This is a genomic window from Magnetospira thiophila (genome assembly GCF_054657015.1).
In genome coordinates, this window is the sequence record NZ_BAAHXF010000002.1 from 1,211,400 (window position 1) to 1,227,707 (window position 16,308).

At 60.1% G+C, this 16,308-nt stretch carries 20 protein-coding genes; 8 read left to right on the forward strand and 12 right to left on the reverse strand.

Translation table 11 applies throughout. From position 1 onward, the window contains the following. Window positions 1-25 precede the first annotated feature (25 nt). Window positions 26-1,051 carry a TAXI family TRAP transporter solute-binding subunit gene (locus ACYQ1P_RS15500; protein WP_460021246.1) on the reverse strand — a complete coding sequence of 342 codons (1,026 nt, stop codon included), beginning with the start codon at window positions 1,049-1,051 and terminating at the stop codon, window positions 26-28. Window positions 1,052-1,235: 184 nt separating this feature from the next. Here ACYQ1P_RS15500 and ACYQ1P_RS15505 point away from each other — a divergent pair, with 184 nt between their 5' ends. Both ACYQ1P_RS15505 and ACYQ1P_RS15510 read left to right on the forward strand, forming a co-directional pair. After that, window positions 1,236-1,706 carry a thermonuclease family protein gene (locus ACYQ1P_RS15505; RefSeq protein ID WP_460021247.1) on the forward strand — a complete coding sequence of 157 codons (471 nt, stop codon included), beginning with the start codon at window positions 1,236-1,238 and terminating at the stop codon, window positions 1,704-1,706. Between the two features lie 71 nt (window positions 1,707-1,777). Continuing rightward, entirely contained in the window at window positions 1,778-2,236 is a 459-nt protein-coding gene (locus tag ACYQ1P_RS15510) for a hypothetical protein (RefSeq protein WP_460021248.1), read from the forward strand. Window positions 2,237-2,290: 54 nt separating this feature from the next. Here the strand turns inward: ACYQ1P_RS15510 and ACYQ1P_RS15515 are convergent, their stop codons facing one another. Both ACYQ1P_RS15515 and ACYQ1P_RS15520 read right to left on the reverse strand, forming a co-directional pair. Beyond that, window positions 2,291-2,464, reverse strand: a complete 174-nt coding sequence (locus tag ACYQ1P_RS15515) for a hypothetical protein (protein ID WP_460021249.1) — start codon at window positions 2,462-2,464, stop codon at window positions 2,291-2,293. A 113-nt stretch (window positions 2,465-2,577) separates the two neighbouring features. Beyond that, a complete protein-coding gene (locus tag ACYQ1P_RS15520) occupies window positions 2,578-3,060 on the reverse strand; it encodes an Lrp/AsnC family transcriptional regulator (protein WP_460021250.1) in 483 nt (160 codons plus the stop codon). A gap of 108 nt (window positions 3,061-3,168) precedes the next feature. On the opposite strand from ACYQ1P_RS15520, the gene megL reads away from it, so the two are divergent. Beyond that, on the forward strand, window positions 3,169-4,398 hold the full coding sequence (megL, locus tag ACYQ1P_RS15525; RefSeq protein WP_460021251.1) for a methionine gamma-lyase: 1,230 nt from the start codon (window positions 3,169-3,171) through the stop codon (window positions 4,396-4,398). Here megL and nhaA read toward each other — a convergent pair. Continuing rightward, on the reverse strand, window positions 4,395-5,567 hold the full coding sequence (nhaA, locus tag ACYQ1P_RS15530; RefSeq protein ID WP_460021252.1) for a Na+/H+ antiporter NhaA: 1,173 nt from the start codon (window positions 5,565-5,567) through the stop codon (window positions 4,395-4,397). The genes megL and nhaA overlap by 4 nt on opposite strands. Before the next feature lie 431 nt (window positions 5,568-5,998). Between nhaA and ACYQ1P_RS15535 the strand changes: the two genes are divergently transcribed. Together ACYQ1P_RS15535 and ACYQ1P_RS15540 are read left to right on the forward strand one after the other, a co-directional pair. Beyond that, entirely contained in the window at window positions 5,999-6,598 is a 600-nt protein-coding gene (locus ACYQ1P_RS15535; protein ID WP_460021253.1) for a PEP-CTERM sorting domain-containing protein, read from the forward strand. 212 nt (window positions 6,599-6,810) lie between these two features. Next, on the forward strand, window positions 6,811-7,011 hold the full coding sequence (locus ACYQ1P_RS15540) for a YdcH family protein (protein ID WP_460021254.1): 201 nt from the start codon (window positions 6,811-6,813) through the stop codon (window positions 7,009-7,011). On the opposite strand, the gene ACYQ1P_RS15545 is transcribed toward ACYQ1P_RS15540, so the two are convergent. Next, on the reverse strand, window positions 7,001-7,756 hold the full coding sequence (locus tag ACYQ1P_RS15545; protein ID WP_460021255.1) for a GGDEF domain-containing protein: 756 nt from the start codon (window positions 7,754-7,756) through the stop codon (window positions 7,001-7,003). The two genes, ACYQ1P_RS15540 and ACYQ1P_RS15545, sit on opposite strands and share 11 nt — an antisense overlap. A gap of 105 nt (window positions 7,757-7,861) precedes the next feature. Between ACYQ1P_RS15545 and purE the strand changes: the two genes are divergently transcribed. Both purE and ACYQ1P_RS15555 read left to right on the forward strand, forming a co-directional pair. Further along, complete coding sequence (gene purE / locus ACYQ1P_RS15550; RefSeq protein ID WP_460021256.1) at window positions 7,862-8,356, forward strand: 5-(carboxyamino)imidazole ribonucleotide mutase; 495 nt, start codon at window positions 7,862-7,864, stop codon at window positions 8,354-8,356. A gap of 2 nt (window positions 8,357-8,358) precedes the next feature. Continuing rightward, window positions 8,359-9,453, forward strand: a complete 1,095-nt coding sequence (locus tag ACYQ1P_RS15555) for a 5-(carboxyamino)imidazole ribonucleotide synthase (protein WP_460021257.1) — start codon at window positions 8,359-8,361, stop codon at window positions 9,451-9,453. Here the strand turns inward: ACYQ1P_RS15555 and ACYQ1P_RS15560 are convergent. Together ACYQ1P_RS15560 and def are read right to left on the reverse strand one after the other, a co-directional pair. Then, window positions 9,437-10,123 (reverse strand): COQ9 family protein, encoded by a 687-nt coding sequence (locus tag ACYQ1P_RS15560; protein WP_460021258.1) that lies wholly within the window; start codon window positions 10,121-10,123, stop codon window positions 9,437-9,439. The genes ACYQ1P_RS15555 and ACYQ1P_RS15560 overlap by 17 nt on opposite strands. Then, entirely contained in the window at window positions 10,113-10,655 is a 543-nt protein-coding gene (gene def, locus ACYQ1P_RS15565; protein WP_460021259.1) for a peptide deformylase, read from the reverse strand. The genes ACYQ1P_RS15560 and def overlap by 11 nt, the downstream gene beginning before the upstream one ends. A 161-nt stretch (window positions 10,656-10,816) precedes the next feature. Between def and rpsU the strand changes: the two genes are divergently transcribed. Further along, complete coding sequence (gene rpsU / locus ACYQ1P_RS15570) at window positions 10,817-11,020, forward strand: 30S ribosomal protein S21 (protein ID WP_460021260.1); 204 nt, start codon at window positions 10,817-10,819, stop codon at window positions 11,018-11,020. A 93-nt stretch (window positions 11,021-11,113) separates the two neighbouring features. On the opposite strand, the gene ACYQ1P_RS15575 is transcribed toward rpsU, so the two are convergent. The 5 genes from ACYQ1P_RS15575 to aprB all read right to left on the reverse strand — a co-directional run bounded on the left by ACYQ1P_RS15575 (window position 11,114) and on the right by aprB (window position 16,136). Further along, a complete protein-coding gene (locus ACYQ1P_RS15575) occupies window positions 11,114-11,614 on the reverse strand; it encodes a C-GCAxxG-C-C family protein (RefSeq protein WP_460021261.1) in 501 nt (166 codons plus the stop codon). Window positions 11,615-11,649: 35 nt separating this feature from the next. Next, window positions 11,650-12,816: an NnrS family protein gene (locus ACYQ1P_RS15580; RefSeq protein WP_460021262.1), complete on the reverse strand. Its 1,167-nt coding sequence runs from the start codon at window positions 12,814-12,816 to the stop codon at window positions 11,650-11,652. A 120-nt stretch (window positions 12,817-12,936) separates the two neighbouring features. Next, on the reverse strand, window positions 12,937-13,773 hold the full coding sequence (locus ACYQ1P_RS15585) for a YkgJ family cysteine cluster protein (RefSeq protein ID WP_460021263.1): 837 nt from the start codon (window positions 13,771-13,773) through the stop codon (window positions 12,937-12,939). Window positions 13,774-13,790: 17 nt separating this feature from the next. Beyond that, window positions 13,791-15,683: an adenylyl-sulfate reductase subunit alpha gene (gene aprA / locus ACYQ1P_RS15590; RefSeq protein ID WP_460021264.1), complete on the reverse strand. Its 1,893-nt coding sequence runs from the start codon at window positions 15,681-15,683 to the stop codon at window positions 13,791-13,793. Between the two features lie 27 nt (window positions 15,684-15,710). Beyond that, window positions 15,711-16,136, reverse strand: coding sequence for an adenylyl-sulfate reductase subunit beta (gene aprB / locus ACYQ1P_RS15595; protein ID WP_460021265.1), 426 nt, complete (start codon window positions 16,134-16,136; stop codon window positions 15,711-15,713). Window positions 16,137-16,308: the final 172 nt, after the last annotated feature.

A 16,308-nucleotide genomic window follows, 5' to 3' on the forward strand; every position in this document is an offset into this window, starting at 1 on the left:
TGCGCACCGTCCCCCCCACGCCTTCTTATTTGGCGATCAGGTGATCGGGGATCTTGAGGCCCACTTCCTGATAGTACTTCAACGCTCCCGGATGCAGCGGCAGCGGCAATCCGGCGATGGCCTTTTCAATGGCCATGGCTTTGGTCGCCCCGTGGATGGCATTGAGGAAGGCGAGATTTTCGTAGGTCGCCTTGGTGATCTGATAGACCGCATCTTCGTCCACGTCGCTGCGCACGGCGAGGAAGTTAGGCTGGGCGATGGTATTGATGTCCTTGGCCTGGTTCGGGTAGGTGCCCGCCGGGATGACGTAGCGGGTCCACAAGTTCATGCCGCCGTCGGCCTTCACCGCCTGATCGTCGGTGAAGTCGAGGATGGCCATCTTGTCGGCCATGTTGGCCATCGCCTTGGTCACCGCCCCGGCGGGCACGCCGGCCGGAATCCCGAATCCGGCCACCTGGCCGTTCTGCAGGGCGTCGACACTTGGGCCGTAGCCGCCGTACATAAGGCTGTAATCCTTCTCCATGTCATAGCCGAGATTCATCAGCAGCGTCTGATTGGATCCGATGGTGCCGGAGTTCTTCTTGCCCATGGCCAGAGTCTTGCCCTTGACGTTGGCCATGTCGTCCATGGTGCCGGTCTTGGCATACTCGCGCTGAACGGCGAAATGCTCCACATTCTGCCACAGCATGGACACTGAACGGAGGTCCTTCTGCGGCCCGTCAGCGGCGATCGGCCCGGTGCCGGTCTTGGCATAGTGACCATAGAGCCCCTGGAGAATGGCGAACTGCACCTCGTTGTCGCGCAGCAGCTTGATGTTCTCCCCGGACCCGGCGGAGCTGATGGCCGACATGCCGATCTTCTCTTTTGGTTGCAGCTTCACCTTGACCAGGGTCGAAAGGGCCACGCCGACCGGATAATAGGTGCCGCCGGTGCTGGCGGTGGCCAGCAGATAGTTGCGCTCGTCCGCCGCCTGCGCCGTCAGCCCAACGGTCAGAACGGACAGAGCGGTCAGCGCACCGGCCAGAGTCTTCAAGGATGTGGAAAATGTCATATGAGAGTCCTCCCAAGCATTGATCGGGGGGCGGCCCACACTTGTTTGGTGGGTTTTTCCGCCAGTGTGGGGGAATTCTACACGCACCGAAGCAAACTTGTCATGTTTTCCGGGCCTGGACTGTGGATTTTTTCCGACCCGAGGTTCAGAATAAGGATGTGACGTTCAAAGAGGAGAATGGATCATGCGCGGATTTTTGAGTCTCACTCTTCTGTGGCTGGGCCTGGCCTCCGGCGCGGCCTCTGCCATGGATATTTCCGTTGCCAGCGGGCGAGCCCAGGTGCTTGGCCCAGATGTGCTGCGGGTCAACGGTCAGGTGTTTTGCCTGATCGGCGTGCGGGCCCCGGAACCGGGCCAGTCCTGCTATATCCCCTCGGGCAAGACCTTCGATTGCGGCAGAATCGCCGCCACCGGTCTGATGGATCTGACCGCCGGAGCCCAGGTCACCTGCCGTTCCTTCGGCGACCGCCGGGCCGACGGCTGTCCGCTGGCCCGTTGTGCCGTCGGTCGCCGCGACCTGTCCGAGGGCATGGTCTACACGGGCTGGGCCAAGGCCGATCCGCTGACCGCCCCGCACCTCCTGCAATATGAGTCGAAGGCCCGTGAAAAAGGGTATGGCATCTGGACCAATGGCGGCCCGATCACCGACAAGTGAGCCCGCTTGATTGGCCGTCGCCGGGCGTTCCGCCTATGGTCTCATCAACAGACATCATAGGAGATCCGCCCATGTTCCGTTTGCTCATCCTTGGCGCGCTGCTCGTCGCCGCACCCGCCCGGGCCGCCGAGTCCCCCACCGTCATCGACCTGACCCAGGTGCCCTGTCAGTTCCTGGAGACCGAAGCCGATCACGGCTATACCAGCACCTCCAAGGCCGATTGCGAAAAGATCAATGCTACCGGAGGAGAGGCCCGACGCGCCGCCTTCAAGCCGCTGGAACTCAAACCGGGTAACTATGTTTTCCGGGTGAAAAACCAAAACGTCCCCTACGAGTTGGGATTCTGGTTCCGCGACAAGGACTACGACTGGCGCAATCCTTTGCATAAACTGACCAAGGTCAGCGTCTCCGGCGGCGGACTGACGACCGGCGTTTCCCAGGACTATGCGGTCACTCTGGAACCGGGCGACTATCTGTTCTCTTGCCCGCTCAACCCGACCCCGGATTATCCGGTGACGGTGCGGGAGTAGACACAAAGGGGGCGCCCCAAAGGACGCCCCGGCTTGCTTCACATGGGGAAGCGCTTACGGGTAACGATACCCTTGAGCGGTCCACCAGATTTTCATTTCAACGGCCACGGCGGATTCGTCGATCCGTCCGCGGGCATCCTTGGTCCCTTTGGCACGGAGGGCGGAAAGAATTTTACCGGACTCCTTGCGAACGGATTCTGTAGCAAGGGCACAATGGGGAGTGGTCATGGGTAACTCCTTGGCGGTCAAGGGGACAAAGTGGGACCGCCGTAGAAGTCATATGGGATACGTCTTCCCATATTGCGAGACTATTTGCCAAAATAAAATCCCTAGCCCTCAAATTAATCATGCAAGAGATGGACGGGCAGATGTCCGTTTGTCTTATACGTCCTCATGGCAAAATTTGAACGAACGTCTTTGACACTTTTTATTTTTAGTAGACGCTGCAAGACAAATCGCTCGTAGACTTCCATATTCGAGGTCACAACCTCGAGCAGGAAATCAATATCTCCCGAAACCAGGTGGCAGGCGATCACTTCCGGCCAACTGGTGACCGCATCGACAAAAGAATTGGCCTCGTCATCCTGGTGACGCTCCACTTTCACGCCAACGAATATTGTCAGGTTGAGTCCGACACGCGCCAGATCAATATCAACTTTATAGCGTTTGATAACCCCCTCCTCCTCAAGGCGTCGCACACGCCGAGCACACGGGGTCGGGGAAAGGCCAATCTTTTCCGCCAAGGCAAGATTCGTTTGTCGGGAATCCGTTTGCAGGGCGTCGAGGATTTTCAAGTCGGTTCTGTCTAAGCTCATAATAACCATTTCAGTCCATAAAATTAGCTAATATCACCAATTATTACGGATAACATAGTCATATTAGGGGACAAAAAGCAATTTTATTAGGTATTATAGTGTCAAGGAGAACCCATCATGACCTCATCCAAGACACATCCTGAGAAATCCGGCTTCTCGACCCGCGCCATCCATTATGGCTATGACTCGGCGGCATATCATGGCGCGATCAACCCCCCGCTCTTCCTGTCCTCAACCTTTTCTTTCAGCAGCTCCATCGAGGGCAGTGAGCGGTTCGCCGGAACCCAGCAAGGATATATCTATCATCGCGTTGGAAACCCTGGCGTTGACATCCTGGAACGGCGTCTGGCCGACCTGGAGGGCGCGGAAGCCGGTCTGGCCACCAGTTCGGGAATGGGAGCCATCACGGCTGTTTTCTGGACCTTGTTGGAATCCGGAGATGAGGTCATTGCAGACAAAACCCTATACGGCTGCACCTATTCTTTGTTGCGCCACCACGTCAAAAAATTTGGCATCACCACACGTTTCATTGATCTGTCCAACCCCGCCGAATTGGCGTCGGCCATCAGCGAAAAGACCAAGATTGTCTTTTGTGAAAGCCCGGCCAATCCGAATATGCGCCTGTGCGATCTTGCCGCAACAGCCGATATCTGCAACCGGCATGGGGCCACCTTCATCGTGGATAACACTTATTGCACCCCCTATTTGCAACGTCCGATCGACCTTGGAGCCCATCTGGTCGTGCATTCCGCGACCAAGTATCTGTCGGGACATGGGGACCTGCTGGCGGGCGTCGTCTTAGGCCAACAGGAAATGATTGATCAAATCCGCTTCGTCGGAATCAAGGAACTGACCGGGGCCGTGATTTCCAGTTTCGATGCCTACTTGTTACTTCGTGGCTTGAAAACACTTAGTCTCCGCATGGATCGGCATTCTGACAGCGCGCTTAAACTCGCACAGACCTTGGAAACGCATCCGATGGTCCAGGAAATCTACTATCCAGGTCTACCGTCGTCCCCCTATCACGACCTTGCCCGACGCCAAATGTCGGGTTTTGGCGGCATGATCGCACTGGAGCTCAAAGGCGGTATCGAGGCGGGCCGACGATTCATGGATGGACTGTCCCTGGTGACCTCGGCCGTGAGCCTGGGCGACGCGGAAACCTTGGTGCAGCACCCGGCGAGCATGACCCACTCGACCTACAGCCCCGAAGAGCGCCAGTTTCATGGCTTTACGGATGGTTTGATCCGCATCTCCGTCGGCCTGGAAGACTATGCGGATATTCTCTCGGACATCCTGGGTGCCCTGGACCGCCTCAGCACATCAAGCAAATCGGCGTGGTTTTAAGCCCCTTCGGCAGGCGGTCCGGACTTCAGGAGCAGATATCCGCACAGAGCTGAGGCGATGGATCCACTCAGCACCCCGAGCCGGATCGGCACATCAAAGGCGCTATGTTCAAAAGCCAACGAGCCGATAAACAGGCTCATGGTGAAGCCGACGCCGCACAGCAGGGACAATCCGTAGAGCTGTCGCCAAGAGGTTCCCTCCGGCATGGGCGAAAGGCCGAGAACGATGCCCAGCCAGAGCATGACGAACACTCCGATCTGCTTGCCAAAGAATAACCCGAGGGAAATGCCCAGTTTGACCGGCTCAATAAAGCTGGACAGGCCGATACCAACGAAGGACACCCCGGCATTGGCAAAGGCGAATACCGGCAGAATCAAGTAGGCGACCCAGGGATGCAAAATATGTTCGAGGTCTTCGAGCATCGAGGGGCCATCGGCGTCTCCTGTCCGCATGGGGATGGCAAAGGCGGTAATCACCCCGGCCAGGGTGGCGTGCACCCCGGACTTCAGAACGCAAACCCATAATCCGATCCCGAGCAGAATGTAGACAGCAGGACGGGCCACGCGCAGCCGATTGGCAATGAACAGAGCGACCACGAATCCCCCGCCCAGCATCAGCACCGGCAGAGACAGGCCGTCCGTATAGAAAATCGCGATAATGACGATGGCCGCCAAATCGTCGATGATCGCGATGGCGGTCAGCAAAATTTTCAGGGACAGGGGGGCACGACTGCCAACCAGCGCTAGAATCCCCAGGGCAAAGGCGATGTCAGTGGCTGTCGGAATGGCCCAGCCTTCCATATGAACCGGATCGCCCTGATTGATCGCCAAATAGATCAGGGCGGGCACGGCAATCCCCCCAAGAGCCGCCATGGCAGGCAGCAGGATCTGCGCCGCACTGGCGAAGGCCCCTTCCATGAATTCCCGCTTGATCTCCAAACCAACAAGAAAAAAGAAAACCGCCATCAACCCGTCATTGATCCAAAGAATCAAAGGCTTGGCAATGATGAGCGCCCCCACCTGGACGGAAACCGGAATATCGAGCGTCGCGCTATACAGACTGCTCAACGGCGAGTTCGCCAGGATCAGGGCGAACGCAGAAGCGATGATCAACATGATCCCCCCGGCCGCCTCAAGCTTGAGAAATTCACGGATTGCGGAAACGGGCATAGCGGGTCTCTCCTTACCGGCGTCGATAGTTGTTCTTGCCCATCATACTTAAAATCGCCGCGTTGATAAGTCCAAGAGGCTTTTTTGCAAGATATTTTCAGCGGTTCCATGGATATCAAGGGCGTGATGATAGCGAGAAAAAGCTCTTAAACACCAACGGTCACAATCGCCGACACCTTGAAAAAGGGCTATTTTCCAAGGGATTTGGATGAACCTGCCGCAAAAGCATGACGCCAGATCAATCAGAGTGTCAACTTTTCTTACACCAACCATACGAATACATAAGACTACCCTCCGCATACACAATATTTTCACTTATAAATCAAATAGATATAACAAATAATTATTTTTGGCATAACTCTTGCTGATTCTCGGGACAGGCTTCACTCAACAAAGAAACAAAAATTTCTTCTCAATAAGGAAACCAAGAAATGGCATTCAAGAAAATCCTCGGAGCAGCACTGCTTGCCACAAGCATGACTTTTGGTGTCACCCTGACCGCTCAGGCCACGCCGGTCGTACCTCAAAGCTTTGGTCCTGGCCTGAACACTGGATTTTCCGTCGGAGAAGCCTCCGACGTGGATGGGGTGGATTGGTTCGTGTTTGAGTCCGATGGGGTCAACGCCATCAGCTTCTGGTTTGACCGCACCGTGGCGGCCCCCGACCTGATCGCCGGGCTGTACCGGGGCGATACCACCGGCTTTGATTATGTTGCCGCCGGGGCCGGAGGTTGGTTCAGCTATTCCAGCGCGGCAGCCTACAACTCGAATCTGACCTATGTTACCTACTACGATGACAGCCACGACGATGGCTTGGGCGGCCCCTTCGGCGACCCGCATTTTACCTCGCTTCTGAGTGCGGGCACCTACTCCCTGGCCCTGTCGTCCCTGGGTTCTGCGGGCACCTATCAGTTCACCACCAACGCGACCCCGAGCACGGCAGTTCCCGAACCGGCCAGCCTGGCCCTGTTCGGTGCGGGCCTCGCCGGTTTGGGCTTTGCCCGCCGCCGCAGTGCCAAGACCGCCGCATAACGGATTTCCAAATAAGGAAAATATCAGGGGAGGCTCCAGAAGGGGCCTCCTTTTTTTGCGCCTGCTTCATGCCACCGACAGACGGCAGACTGTGCAAAACAACTCTCGTCAGATCAGCCCCCAGAGAAACAATTCTCTCAAGCCGGTCCGGGAGGGCTCCCCAAAGGGTTTTCCCTTTGCTAAACTTCCGCCCTCCAGGAGACGGAACCCCGATGGAAGAAACAGAAATACTGCGCCGCAAGCTGGTCGACCTTCAGACCGAGCATCGGGATCTGGATGCCGCCATCGTGCATATGGGCGACAGTGGACCGGTGGACCAGTTGCAGATTCAGCGGCTGAAAAAACGCAAATTGCTGCTCAAGGATGAGATTGCCCGCCTGGAAGACCGGCTGACTCCGGATATCATCGCTTGAGACTGACCTCCTGTCGCAGCAGGTCGCCCTCCGCCGCGTCGATCACCTGATCGACGCTCTCCCCGGCCTGGAAGCAATGCATACCGAGCTTCAGGCGTAGCGGAAGATAGGTATCGAACCAGCGAAAGGGATCGGCCTCCACCGCCGAGATGAGGGTCTGCGCCTTTTCCGCCGCCGCTTCGCCGCCGGTCAGCATCAACAGGATCACGAAGTCGTAGCCATCCATGCTGCCCAACAGATCGGAATCGCGCAGGTGATTGCGCAGAATCCAGGCCGCATGGACCATCGCCTGATCCCCCGCCGCCCGGCCATGCACGGCGCGGATCTCCCGCAGGTTGGCCAAATGAAGATAAAGAAAGGTACAGTGCACCCCCGCATGTTCGGCCCGCACCAGGGCCTTGGACATTTCGCGCAGAAAGGCCCGGCGGTTGTACAGGGGCAGATAAGAGTGATTGTCGGCCAGCCGCCCCAGATGGGCCTCGTGGCGGCGGGTGGCGGCCAGTTCCCGGCGCAACCCCTCAGCTTCCTCCATCAGACTGCGGATCGCCACCACCACTTCTGGAGTCAGGTCCTCGGCGGCGATGCCAAGCACCGAGGCCTCCACCTTGACGTCCTCCAACTTCACTTCCGGCGGGTCCGCCTCCTGCCCCGGCTTGCGATAGGGATCGCCGGAAGGCTCCCGTTGTCGGCGCTGGCCGGGGGGGCGGGACGGAGCGATGCCAAAGGTGGGCGTAATCTCGGTCATGGCTCAAAGGTAGCATGAGATCCGCTGTTTCGGAATGGCAAGGCTTGCGCCGGGATCGCGCAGCCCTATAATGGCGCCCTTTCGCGCCCCGAGGAGGTCGAACCAATGACAGACCAGCAGCCGAAAGTCGGCGTGATCATGGGGTCCCAATCGGACTGGGACACTCTGCGCCACGGGGTCGAGATCCTGGAGAAACTGAAGGTTCCCCACGAGGTGCGCATTGTCTCCGCCCATCGCACCCCGCAGCGGCTGTTCGATTACGCCTCGACGGCCCGCCAACGGGGCCTGAGTTGCATTGTCGCCGGAGCCGGGGGCGCAGCCCATCTGCCGGGCATGGCGGCAGCCCTGACCCCACTGCCGGTGTTCGGCGTGCCGGTGGAAAGCAAGGCCCTGAAGGGCATGGATTCCCTCCTGTCCATCGTCCAGATGCCGGCCGGCGTTCCGGTCGGGACCACGGCCATCGGGCGTGCCGGAGCGGTCAATGCGGCGCTGCTGGCGGCGGCAGTGGTGGCCCTGAGCGACCCGACGGTGGCCAAGGCCCTGGACGGCTACCGGGCCGCGCAGACGGCGGCGGTGGCCGAGAAGCCGAAACGGGATTGACCATGGCACCTCCTGTTGACCTGACAACGCCCGTTCCTCCGGGCGGCACCCTGGGAATCATCGGCGGCGGCCAGTTGGGCCGCATGACAGCCCTGGCGGCGGCCCGTCTCGGCCTGCGCAGCCATGTGTTCTGCCAATCGCCGGACGAACCGGCGGCCCAGGTCGCCACCGCCCTCACCATGGCGCCGTTCAATGACCTCGCCGCCCTGGAACGTTTCGCGCAAGCGGTCGATGTGGTGACCTTCGAGTTCGAGAACATTCCCCATGAATCGGTGCGCCATCTGGCCGAGCGGGTCTGCGTCCGCCCGAACTGGGAATGCCTGCAAATTTGTCAGCATCGGATCGACGAAAAGGATTTCCTCAACCGCATCGGCATTCCCACCACCCCCTATCGGCGCATCGACGGCCCACCGTCCCTGGCCCTGGCGGCCGACGAACTGGGATGCCCCAGCGTACTGAAGACCACCCGCCTGGGCTACGACGGCAAGGGTCAGGTGTTGCTGCGCGGCGGCGAGGATGCCGAAGCGGCCTGGGCCGAAATGGGCGGTAGCGAGGGCATTCTGGAAGGTTTCGTCGGTTTTGAACGGGAAATTTCGGTGATCATCGCGCGCGGCCCCGACGGCACCCATGCGGCATTCGATCCGGTGGAGAACATTCACCGTCACCATATCCTCGACCGCACCATCGCCCCGGCCGCCCTTTCCAAGGCGACCGACCGCGAGGCCCGGCGCATGGCCCATCACATTGCCGAAGCCATGGGGCTGGTCGGACTGCTGGCGGTGGAAATGTTCGTCACCGGGGACGGACGCTTGCTGGTCAACGAGTTGGCACCGCGACCGCATAATTCAGGCCACTGGACCCTTGATGCCTGCGTCACCAGCCAGTTCGAACAATTCGTGCGCGCCGTCTGCGGGCTCCCACTGGGCAGCCCACTCCGTCATTCCGATGCGGAAATGCGCAATCTATTGGGAGATCAGGCCGACGAGTGGCTGAAGCTGCTCCATGACCCCTCTGCCAAGCTGCACCTGTATGGCAAGGCGGAGGCCCGCCCGGGCCGCAAGATGGGTCATGTGACCTGGCTCAAACGCCGCGGCTGAAACTCCGCCGCCCGCCGAAGCCGCGCCGCCGCCGCAAACGGAAGGCCTTCAAGGGATTGACCAACCGCCCCAGGGATTTCATCGCCTGCGTCTGCAACTTCGGCAGCCGCAGCACCTCGTCGATCCGCCGGGCCAGAAAGCCCCAGGTATCCTCGGAACCTTCCGAGGAATCGCCCAGCCAATAGAGCAGGGTCGAAGTATAGATCCCGGCCAACAGGCCCCGCTTGGTGTAGAAATTCCAGTCGGTCGCCGTGTCTCCGGCGGCGTACCACATATTGTCCACTGCCCGGTAGGTGCATTTGGCGGCCAGCATGGCATGGGGCGGCAAAGACAGAAAAGCGACGATTCGCCGTACCGATTCCCGGTGCGGGGCGACCAGTTCCAGACGCACCCGAACCGCCGTAGCGATGCGGTCACGAATGCGCATATTGACCAGGTCGCGGGTCTCCAGTTCGAGCATCATGCGGCGGTCGAGCCAGTCGCAGTAATGTTCCACCGCCTCCACCAGTCCTCCGGGAAAGGCACGCAGGGTCAGGCTCGGGTCCAGTTTCAGATCGCCCACCGCCGCCGCCATGCTACGCGAGGACCAGCCGTCGAACAGCACATGCGGCAACATGGCCTCGACGATATCGTCGCGAATCGCCAACATGTCCGTCATGTCACGAGTCATGGGAAGTCTCCTGTAGCTGCCGAGGCCGCAAAATTTCCTCGCTGAATCCGAACTGGCTCAAGTCCCGCATGCGCATGGGATATAATCGCCCATCCAAATGATCACATTCATGCTGCACGACCCGGGCATGAAAACCTTGCGCCTCGCGCTCGATCGGCTGACCGTCCGGGCCGACTCCGGCATAGCGGATCGCGGTCCAGCGCGGCACCCGGCCATTGAACCCCGGAAGCGACAGACAGCCTTCCCAGTCTTCCTGTTGCGCTTCGCCGAGCGGCGTGATTACGGGATTGATCAAGACCGTCAGCGGCACCGCCACCCCATCCTCGGCGCGAGCCGCTGGCACGTGAAAAATCACCAGCCGCCACGGCACATGGACCTGCGGGGCGGCCAGTCCGACCCCGCCCGCCTCGGCCAGGGTATCAATCATGTCATCGACCAAATCGGCCACTTCCGGTGCCATCGGATCAGCGATGGGATCGGCGATGCGGGTCAGAACGGGGTGCCCCATGCGAGCGATTTTCAAGATAGCCATGCCTAGAATATGGCTGAGAGAATCAATTGGGTCAAATGCCGAGGTTTTCCTTCACAAGCGGAATGGCTTGTGCTAGACAACGCCCTCCTTCGCGTCCCCATTCCTGTGGACGGGTGGGCTTATATTGACCATAGACATTCCGCGTAAGGAGTTGGGAAACCGTGCAGGTTATCGTTCGCGACAACAACGTCGATCAGGCCCTGAAGGCGCTGAAGAAAAAGATGCAGCGTGAAGGCATCTTCCGTGAAATGAAGCTTCGTCGTTCCTACGAGAAGCCGTCGGAGAAGAAGGCGCGCGAAAAGGCCGAGGCCGTCCGCCGCGCCCGCAAGCTGGAACGCAAGCGCGTCGAACGCGAAGGCTTCTAGACGGCACGGCCCTCGGGCCCTGTTTTCCCCACAGAATCACTGAACCGCCCGCCCCCGGGGCGCGGCGGTTTCGTCATTTGTGTCCGGTTGCGGTCAGCTCTTGTCGCCCACCATCTCGACCACCCATTTGGTGACGGTGGCGGTGGCGTGGGCACAGCGGTCGGCGCGGGCATCGGAGAACCCCTTGTATTCCTCCGGCTTCCAGAAATCCCAGGTGCGGCCGCTGAATTGCTTTTGCAGATCCTCGCAGGTCACCCCGCCGAATTCTGCTACGAAACGTTCGGTCAGCTTGCGACCGGCATTGAAGTTGGCCATGCCGCGCCCCTTGTCCAGCTTGTCCGCCTCCCGTCCCTTGCGGGTCGAGAGGGCCATCAAACCGCCGGACAGGGCGCCACAGGCCCCCTGCCCCATCAGCCCGCCACCGCCGGAAAGACCGTGGCTGGCCTTGATGGTTTCATCGGACACGCCGCCGATGGTTTCGGCCACCGCCGTCAGGACGCATTGCGGACAACAGCCGTATTTGGCATCCAGTTCAAAGGCCCGCGCATAGGCCTTCTGGCTCAGGTCGTCCGGGTTCTTGTCGTCAGTCGTCATGGGAAGAATCTCCTGCGAGTCGCGAAGGAAGTAGTTTATTCCGCCCGGGGCTGCGTCACCACCGGCATATAGACCACCAGGAACAACACGAAAGCCAGCATCCAGACCCCGGCAGACGCATGCAGCAGTTCCGGCATCCAGGCGGTCATGATCCGCAGGATGGTGCCGATGGACAGCAGAACATAGGCGAAGACGGTAAACCGCGCCGCCCGGATCTCGCGCCCGCTGTGGCCCAGGATGGCCCGGCTCATGATGGCGATGATCATGGTCGCCATGGCCCCGGCGGTCAGAGCATGGATCGCCCCGGCCCGCGGCACCTGCTCGAACACCCCCGAGAGGCCGAGGAAGATCAGCCCCACGGCCAGCCACAGATAGCCCAGATGCAGCACCCAGACGATCGGTTCCGACAACGCGCGCCAGCCCTGCCAACCGGACAGCCGCAACAGGTGCAGCAGCCCGGCAAAAACAAGCAGCCAATGGCCCAACGGATGGTCGCTCAAGGCCATGTCGTGCAGCGCACCAAGGAACGTCGTCCCGAGGGCCAGCATGTCGATGGTGCCGAAGGGGCGGACATTGGGGCCGCCGTAGCGGGCCAGCCAATTTCCGGTGAAGTTGGGCACCACCCGCCCCCCGACGATGCTCAATAGAAAGATGATGCTGTAGAGGCCCAGCCGCTGCCCCAATGCCATATGCACCCCGCCATTGAGATGGAAGAACAGCAAACCGGCGGGAAACAGGCACAGGACCAGCACGACCAAGTAATTCCGGCTGTTGTCGCTCACAATCACTGCCCGCGCAATCAGCCAGACCAGCAGTACCGGAAATCCCAGGTCGAGCACCGCCACCAGCCACCATTCCAGCCCCTGGCCGAAGGTCACCGCCAGCCGTCCGACCAGCCATAACAACCCCAGCAGGGCCAGCTTCCAGCCTGCAACCGGAGCCAGGCCGGTCCAGTTGGGCACCGCAGTGAGCAGAAAACCGGCCACCGCCGCGCCGATGAACCCGAACAGCATCTCATGGATGTGCCAGTCAATGGGATCGAACGCCAGGGGCAGGCTCACCGTTCCAGAGAGAATCAATATCCACAGCGACAGCGCCACCACGGCATAGAGGGCCGCCAGCGGAAAAAACAATCGGAAGCCGCCACGCAACAGAATTGGCCCGCTATCCGGTTTCGGTTCGGTCAAGGGAATAGGGGGCATGGGGCAAGATCCGTTCGAGGGTCCAAAACGTCCGGGCAGTATGCCAAGAAAAAAAACCGATAGGTATTGATTTTCGTCAAATCCCCGCCGCAATGGCCGACAGGGGGGGGGAAGCACCGTCTACATGGCGCCGTAGTCCTCGCGCGCCTTGGCCGTCGCCGCCTGCAACACCTCGGGCCTGAGGGAAAGGGTCGGCTCATTGAACAGCACGTTGTTCATCCAGTCGAATCCGAGCCGCATCAGCGCCCGGTCGTCGCGTTTCAGAATGTCGAGGATGCCTTCGTCCACCGCGTAGGTTTGCAGGAATCTGGTCTCGAAGACAAAGCGCCGGAAGGCATCGGGATCGGTGGCCACTGTGTAGAACATGCGCTTGGTGGGCGTCGGGGTTGCCTTGCCATTCACCCCGCCCACCCCGTTCCAGGAGACCATCTTCATAAGGATATCAATCCAGGCCCGATCAATATCGGCATAGGCCCCCACCTCCTGTTCGATCCGATAGGCCTCGACCGACAGTTCACGCGCCGCCTTGTGGCCCTGGCAATGGGTTTCCTGGATCAGGAAGTGGAAATCCACCTGTTGCGCCTCGTCCGTCATCTTGGCCGAGGCTAGTCCGAGGGGATACAGGCGGCAGGTTTCGGGACGTGCCTTATAGATCGAACAGCCGCTCTCGCGCAGGAACACACAGGCTCCCCGGCCGTCCTCGCCGCCCATGCGCAGTTTGACCACCGGCAGTTCGGCCTTGGGCCACAGGGCGGGCAGCGTATATTTTTCCACAAACGCGCTCGGGCGCATCATCAGTCGTTTGGACAGGCGCAGGACATCGCCCGGCGTCAGAGTGATGTCGGACCCGTGACAGCAATTGTTCCAGCAGCTCACCGCAGGGTGGCAGGAGAAACAAAAGCGGTCTTCAGTCTTCAACCGGGTCGGCTGGATCGGGTGTCCGTCGGCTTCGCTCATGGAAGACCCCGGTCCGCTCAGGGCTTCTCGACCAGATCCCTGTGCGGGACCTTTTTCATCTCCCATTCGCCGGTCAGCGGGTCATGGCGCGAGTTGACGAAGCACTTCCAGTTCGCGTCATCGAGCGGCAGATGGTCGGTCCGGTAATAGAAGCCCGGGTAACGGGTCTCTTCACGAAACTGGATGTGCCGCAGGTGCGCTTCCGCCGCCCACAGACGGTGGTAATTTTCCCAGGCCCGCATCAATTCGTGTAGATCCTTGCCGCGCAGGTTCTTGGCATCTTCCCGCAGCCAGGTGAGATGCTGCAAACCGACCTTCAGCATTTCGCCGTTGGTCTGGTAGTAGGTCGCCACACCGGCCACATACTCGTCCATGTACTTCTGCAACCGCATCTGGAACATCTTCGGGGTAATGTAGAAGGGGTTGACGTCCTCGTCGGTGGTCTTGTCCTTGTGCTCGATGTAGTTGCGCACCGGCTGATAGATTTCCTCGGCCATATCCGTGGCGCTCTTGAGGAAGGCAGGCGTGTATCCGGCATGGTCACGGCAGAACTTCACCATGGCCTTACCGGCAATCCGGCCCTCGGCATGGGAGCCGGAGGAGAACTTGTGCCCGGAAGCGCCGACGCCGTCCCCGGCGGTGAACAGGCCCTTCACGGTGGTCATGCGGTTGTACCCCCACTGCCATTCGGGCGGCGCGATATCTTCCGGACCGGAAACCCAGATGCCGCAGCACCCGGAGTGCGACCCCAGCAGATAGGGCTCGGTCGGCATCAGTTCGGACTTGGACTGCTCCGGGCGGATGTTCATGCCCGCCCAGACACCGGCCTGCGCGATGCACATGTCCAGGAAATCCTCCCAGGCCTCGGCTTCGAGATGTTTGATCTCTTGCGGGGTCATGGTTTCGGCCAGCTTGCTCATGGCGGTCGGCGTGTCGATATAGATCGGGCCGCGTCCTTCCTTCAACTCCTTGAGCATGGCGTGATTACGCAGACAGGTCGGGTAGGACTTGTCGTAGGGGGCGTAATCGGCCAGCATATCGGCATTCTTTTTCAGATAGTCCTCGCCGTAGCCGTTGGTGGCCTGCGACTTGAACAGCAGGAACCAAGCCCCCACCGGGCCATAACCGTCCTTGAAACGGGCCGGCACGAAACGGTTTTCCATCATGGTCAGCTCGGCCCCCACTTCCGCCGCCATGGCGTAAGTGGAACCGGCATTCCATACCGGATACCAGGTCCGGCCATTGCCTTCACCCAGGGAGCGCGGGCGGAAGATATTCACGCAGCCGCCCGCCACGTTCAGGATGGCATTGGCTCTGAAAACATACAGCTTGTGCTCGCGCACCGAAAATCCGACCGCCCCGGCGATGCGGTTTTCTTCCTTGGCATCGAGGATGTACTTCACGATGAACACCCGTTCCATGATGTTCTCGATCCCCAGCGCCTTCTTGGCGGCCTCGGCGACGATGGTCTTGTACCCTTCGCCGTTGATCATGATCTGCCACTTGCCGGAACGGACAGGTTTGCCGCCCTCTTTCAGCGGAATACCTTCGGTGGACTTGTCTTTCCAGATCGGCAGGCCCCATTCCTCGAATAGGTGCACGCTGTCATCCACATGACGACCGACGTCATAGACCAGATCGTCCCGGGTGATCCCCATCAGATCCGCCGAGACCATGCGGGCGTAATCCGCCGGATCCTTGTCGCCGAGATAAGTATTGATGGCTGACAGACCCATGGCGACGGCGCCGGAACGATCCATCGCGGCCTTGTCGACCAGGGTGATCTTCAGCCCCTCGGGGGCCCAGCGCACGGCCTCGTAAGCCGCGCCACAAGCCGCCATGCCGCCTCCGACAATCAGGATGTCGGTTTTGACTTCAATGACTTCAGGATCTCCGAAGGTGCCCGCCATGTGGTCTTCCTCCATTCTCGGAACCGCTTACGCCGGGGTCGGCAGAGTCTTGCCAACCTCGGTGAAGAACAACTGGTCGTCCAGGTTGCCCGCCAGCGGCTTGTGGCCATAGGGGTCGATGGAGCCGACCGCCGTGGTCCGCACCGGGAACTTGAAGCGCTTGACCTCGCCATCGCGGAACTTGATGGTCCACATGATGGCATTGTCAGTGCGCAGCGGAATGCAGGCGCCCCCCATCGGCACCACATCCTGACAGGCCCGGACCTCGATCGCCTGCTGCGGGCAGGCCTTGACGCAGCACTGGCATTCCCAGCACTGCTCGGGCTCCTGATTGAAAGCCTTCATCCGCCCCGTATCGAGCTTCATCAGATCGTTCGGGCAGATGGACATGCAGGCGGAAACTTCGGCCCCCCGGCACCCATCGCATTTCTCGGTATGGACAAAAGTGGGCATCGCGCTCTCCCTGTTTCGATGCTCCCATGAATACGGTCCTGGAAGCGACGGATGCGAAGACGCATATATTCGATCTCTCCAATATACGAGCCTCCGAAGGCCTGTCAAATACTGAGAATTCCCCCCGTCCTGTCGCCTGTTACGGACAGGGCGGATTTTTCGGGCTAGGCCA

Excerpts from the sequence above, each read along its gene's own strand:
- ACYQ1P_RS15500 (WP_460021246.1), bottom strand. The coding sequence starts at position 1,051 with ATGACATTTTCCACATCCTTGAAGACTCTGGCCGGTGCGCTGACCGCT.
- ACYQ1P_RS15505 (WP_460021247.1), top strand. The coding sequence starts at position 1,236 with ATGCGCGGATTTTTGAGTCTCACTCTTCTGTGGCTGGGCCTGGCCTCC.
- ACYQ1P_RS15510 (WP_460021248.1), top strand. The coding sequence starts at position 1,778 with ATGTTCCGTTTGCTCATCCTTGGCGCGCTGCTCGTCGCCGCACCCGCC.
- ACYQ1P_RS15515 (WP_460021249.1), bottom strand. The coding sequence starts at position 2,464 with ATGACCACTCCCCATTGTGCCCTTGCTACAGAATCCGTTCGCAAGGAG.
- ACYQ1P_RS15520 (WP_460021250.1), bottom strand. The coding sequence starts at position 3,060 with ATGGTTATTATGAGCTTAGACAGAACCGACTTGAAAATCCTCGACGCC.
- megL (WP_460021251.1), top strand. The coding sequence starts at position 3,169 with ATGACCTCATCCAAGACACATCCTGAGAAATCCGGCTTCTCGACCCGC.
- nhaA (WP_460021252.1), bottom strand. The coding sequence starts at position 5,567 with ATGCCCGTTTCCGCAATCCGTGAATTTCTCAAGCTTGAGGCGGCCGGG.
- ACYQ1P_RS15535 (WP_460021253.1), top strand. The coding sequence starts at position 5,999 with ATGGCATTCAAGAAAATCCTCGGAGCAGCACTGCTTGCCACAAGCATG.
- ACYQ1P_RS15540 (WP_460021254.1), top strand. The coding sequence starts at position 6,811 with ATGGAAGAAACAGAAATACTGCGCCGCAAGCTGGTCGACCTTCAGACC.
- ACYQ1P_RS15545 (WP_460021255.1), bottom strand. The coding sequence starts at position 7,756 with ATGACCGAGATTACGCCCACCTTTGGCATCGCTCCGTCCCGCCCCCCC.
- purE (WP_460021256.1), top strand. The coding sequence starts at position 7,862 with ATGACAGACCAGCAGCCGAAAGTCGGCGTGATCATGGGGTCCCAATCG.
- ACYQ1P_RS15555 (WP_460021257.1), top strand. The coding sequence starts at position 8,359 with ATGGCACCTCCTGTTGACCTGACAACGCCCGTTCCTCCGGGCGGCACC.
- ACYQ1P_RS15560 (WP_460021258.1), bottom strand. The coding sequence starts at position 10,123 with ATGACTCGTGACATGACGGACATGTTGGCGATTCGCGACGATATCGTC.
- def (WP_460021259.1), bottom strand. The coding sequence starts at position 10,655 with ATGGCTATCTTGAAAATCGCTCGCATGGGGCACCCCGTTCTGACCCGC.
- ACYQ1P_RS15575 (WP_460021261.1), bottom strand. The coding sequence starts at position 11,614 with ATGACGACTGACGACAAGAACCCGGACGACCTGAGCCAGAAGGCCTAT.
- ACYQ1P_RS15580 (WP_460021262.1), bottom strand. The coding sequence starts at position 12,816 with ATGCCCCCTATTCCCTTGACCGAACCGAAACCGGATAGCGGGCCAATT.
- ACYQ1P_RS15585 (WP_460021263.1), bottom strand. The coding sequence starts at position 13,773 with ATGAGCGAAGCCGACGGACACCCGATCCAGCCGACCCGGTTGAAGACT.
- aprA (WP_460021264.1), bottom strand. The coding sequence starts at position 15,683 with ATGGCGGGCACCTTCGGAGATCCTGAAGTCATTGAAGTCAAAACCGAC.
- aprB (WP_460021265.1), bottom strand. The coding sequence starts at position 16,136 with ATGCCCACTTTTGTCCATACCGAGAAATGCGATGGGTGCCGGGGGGCC.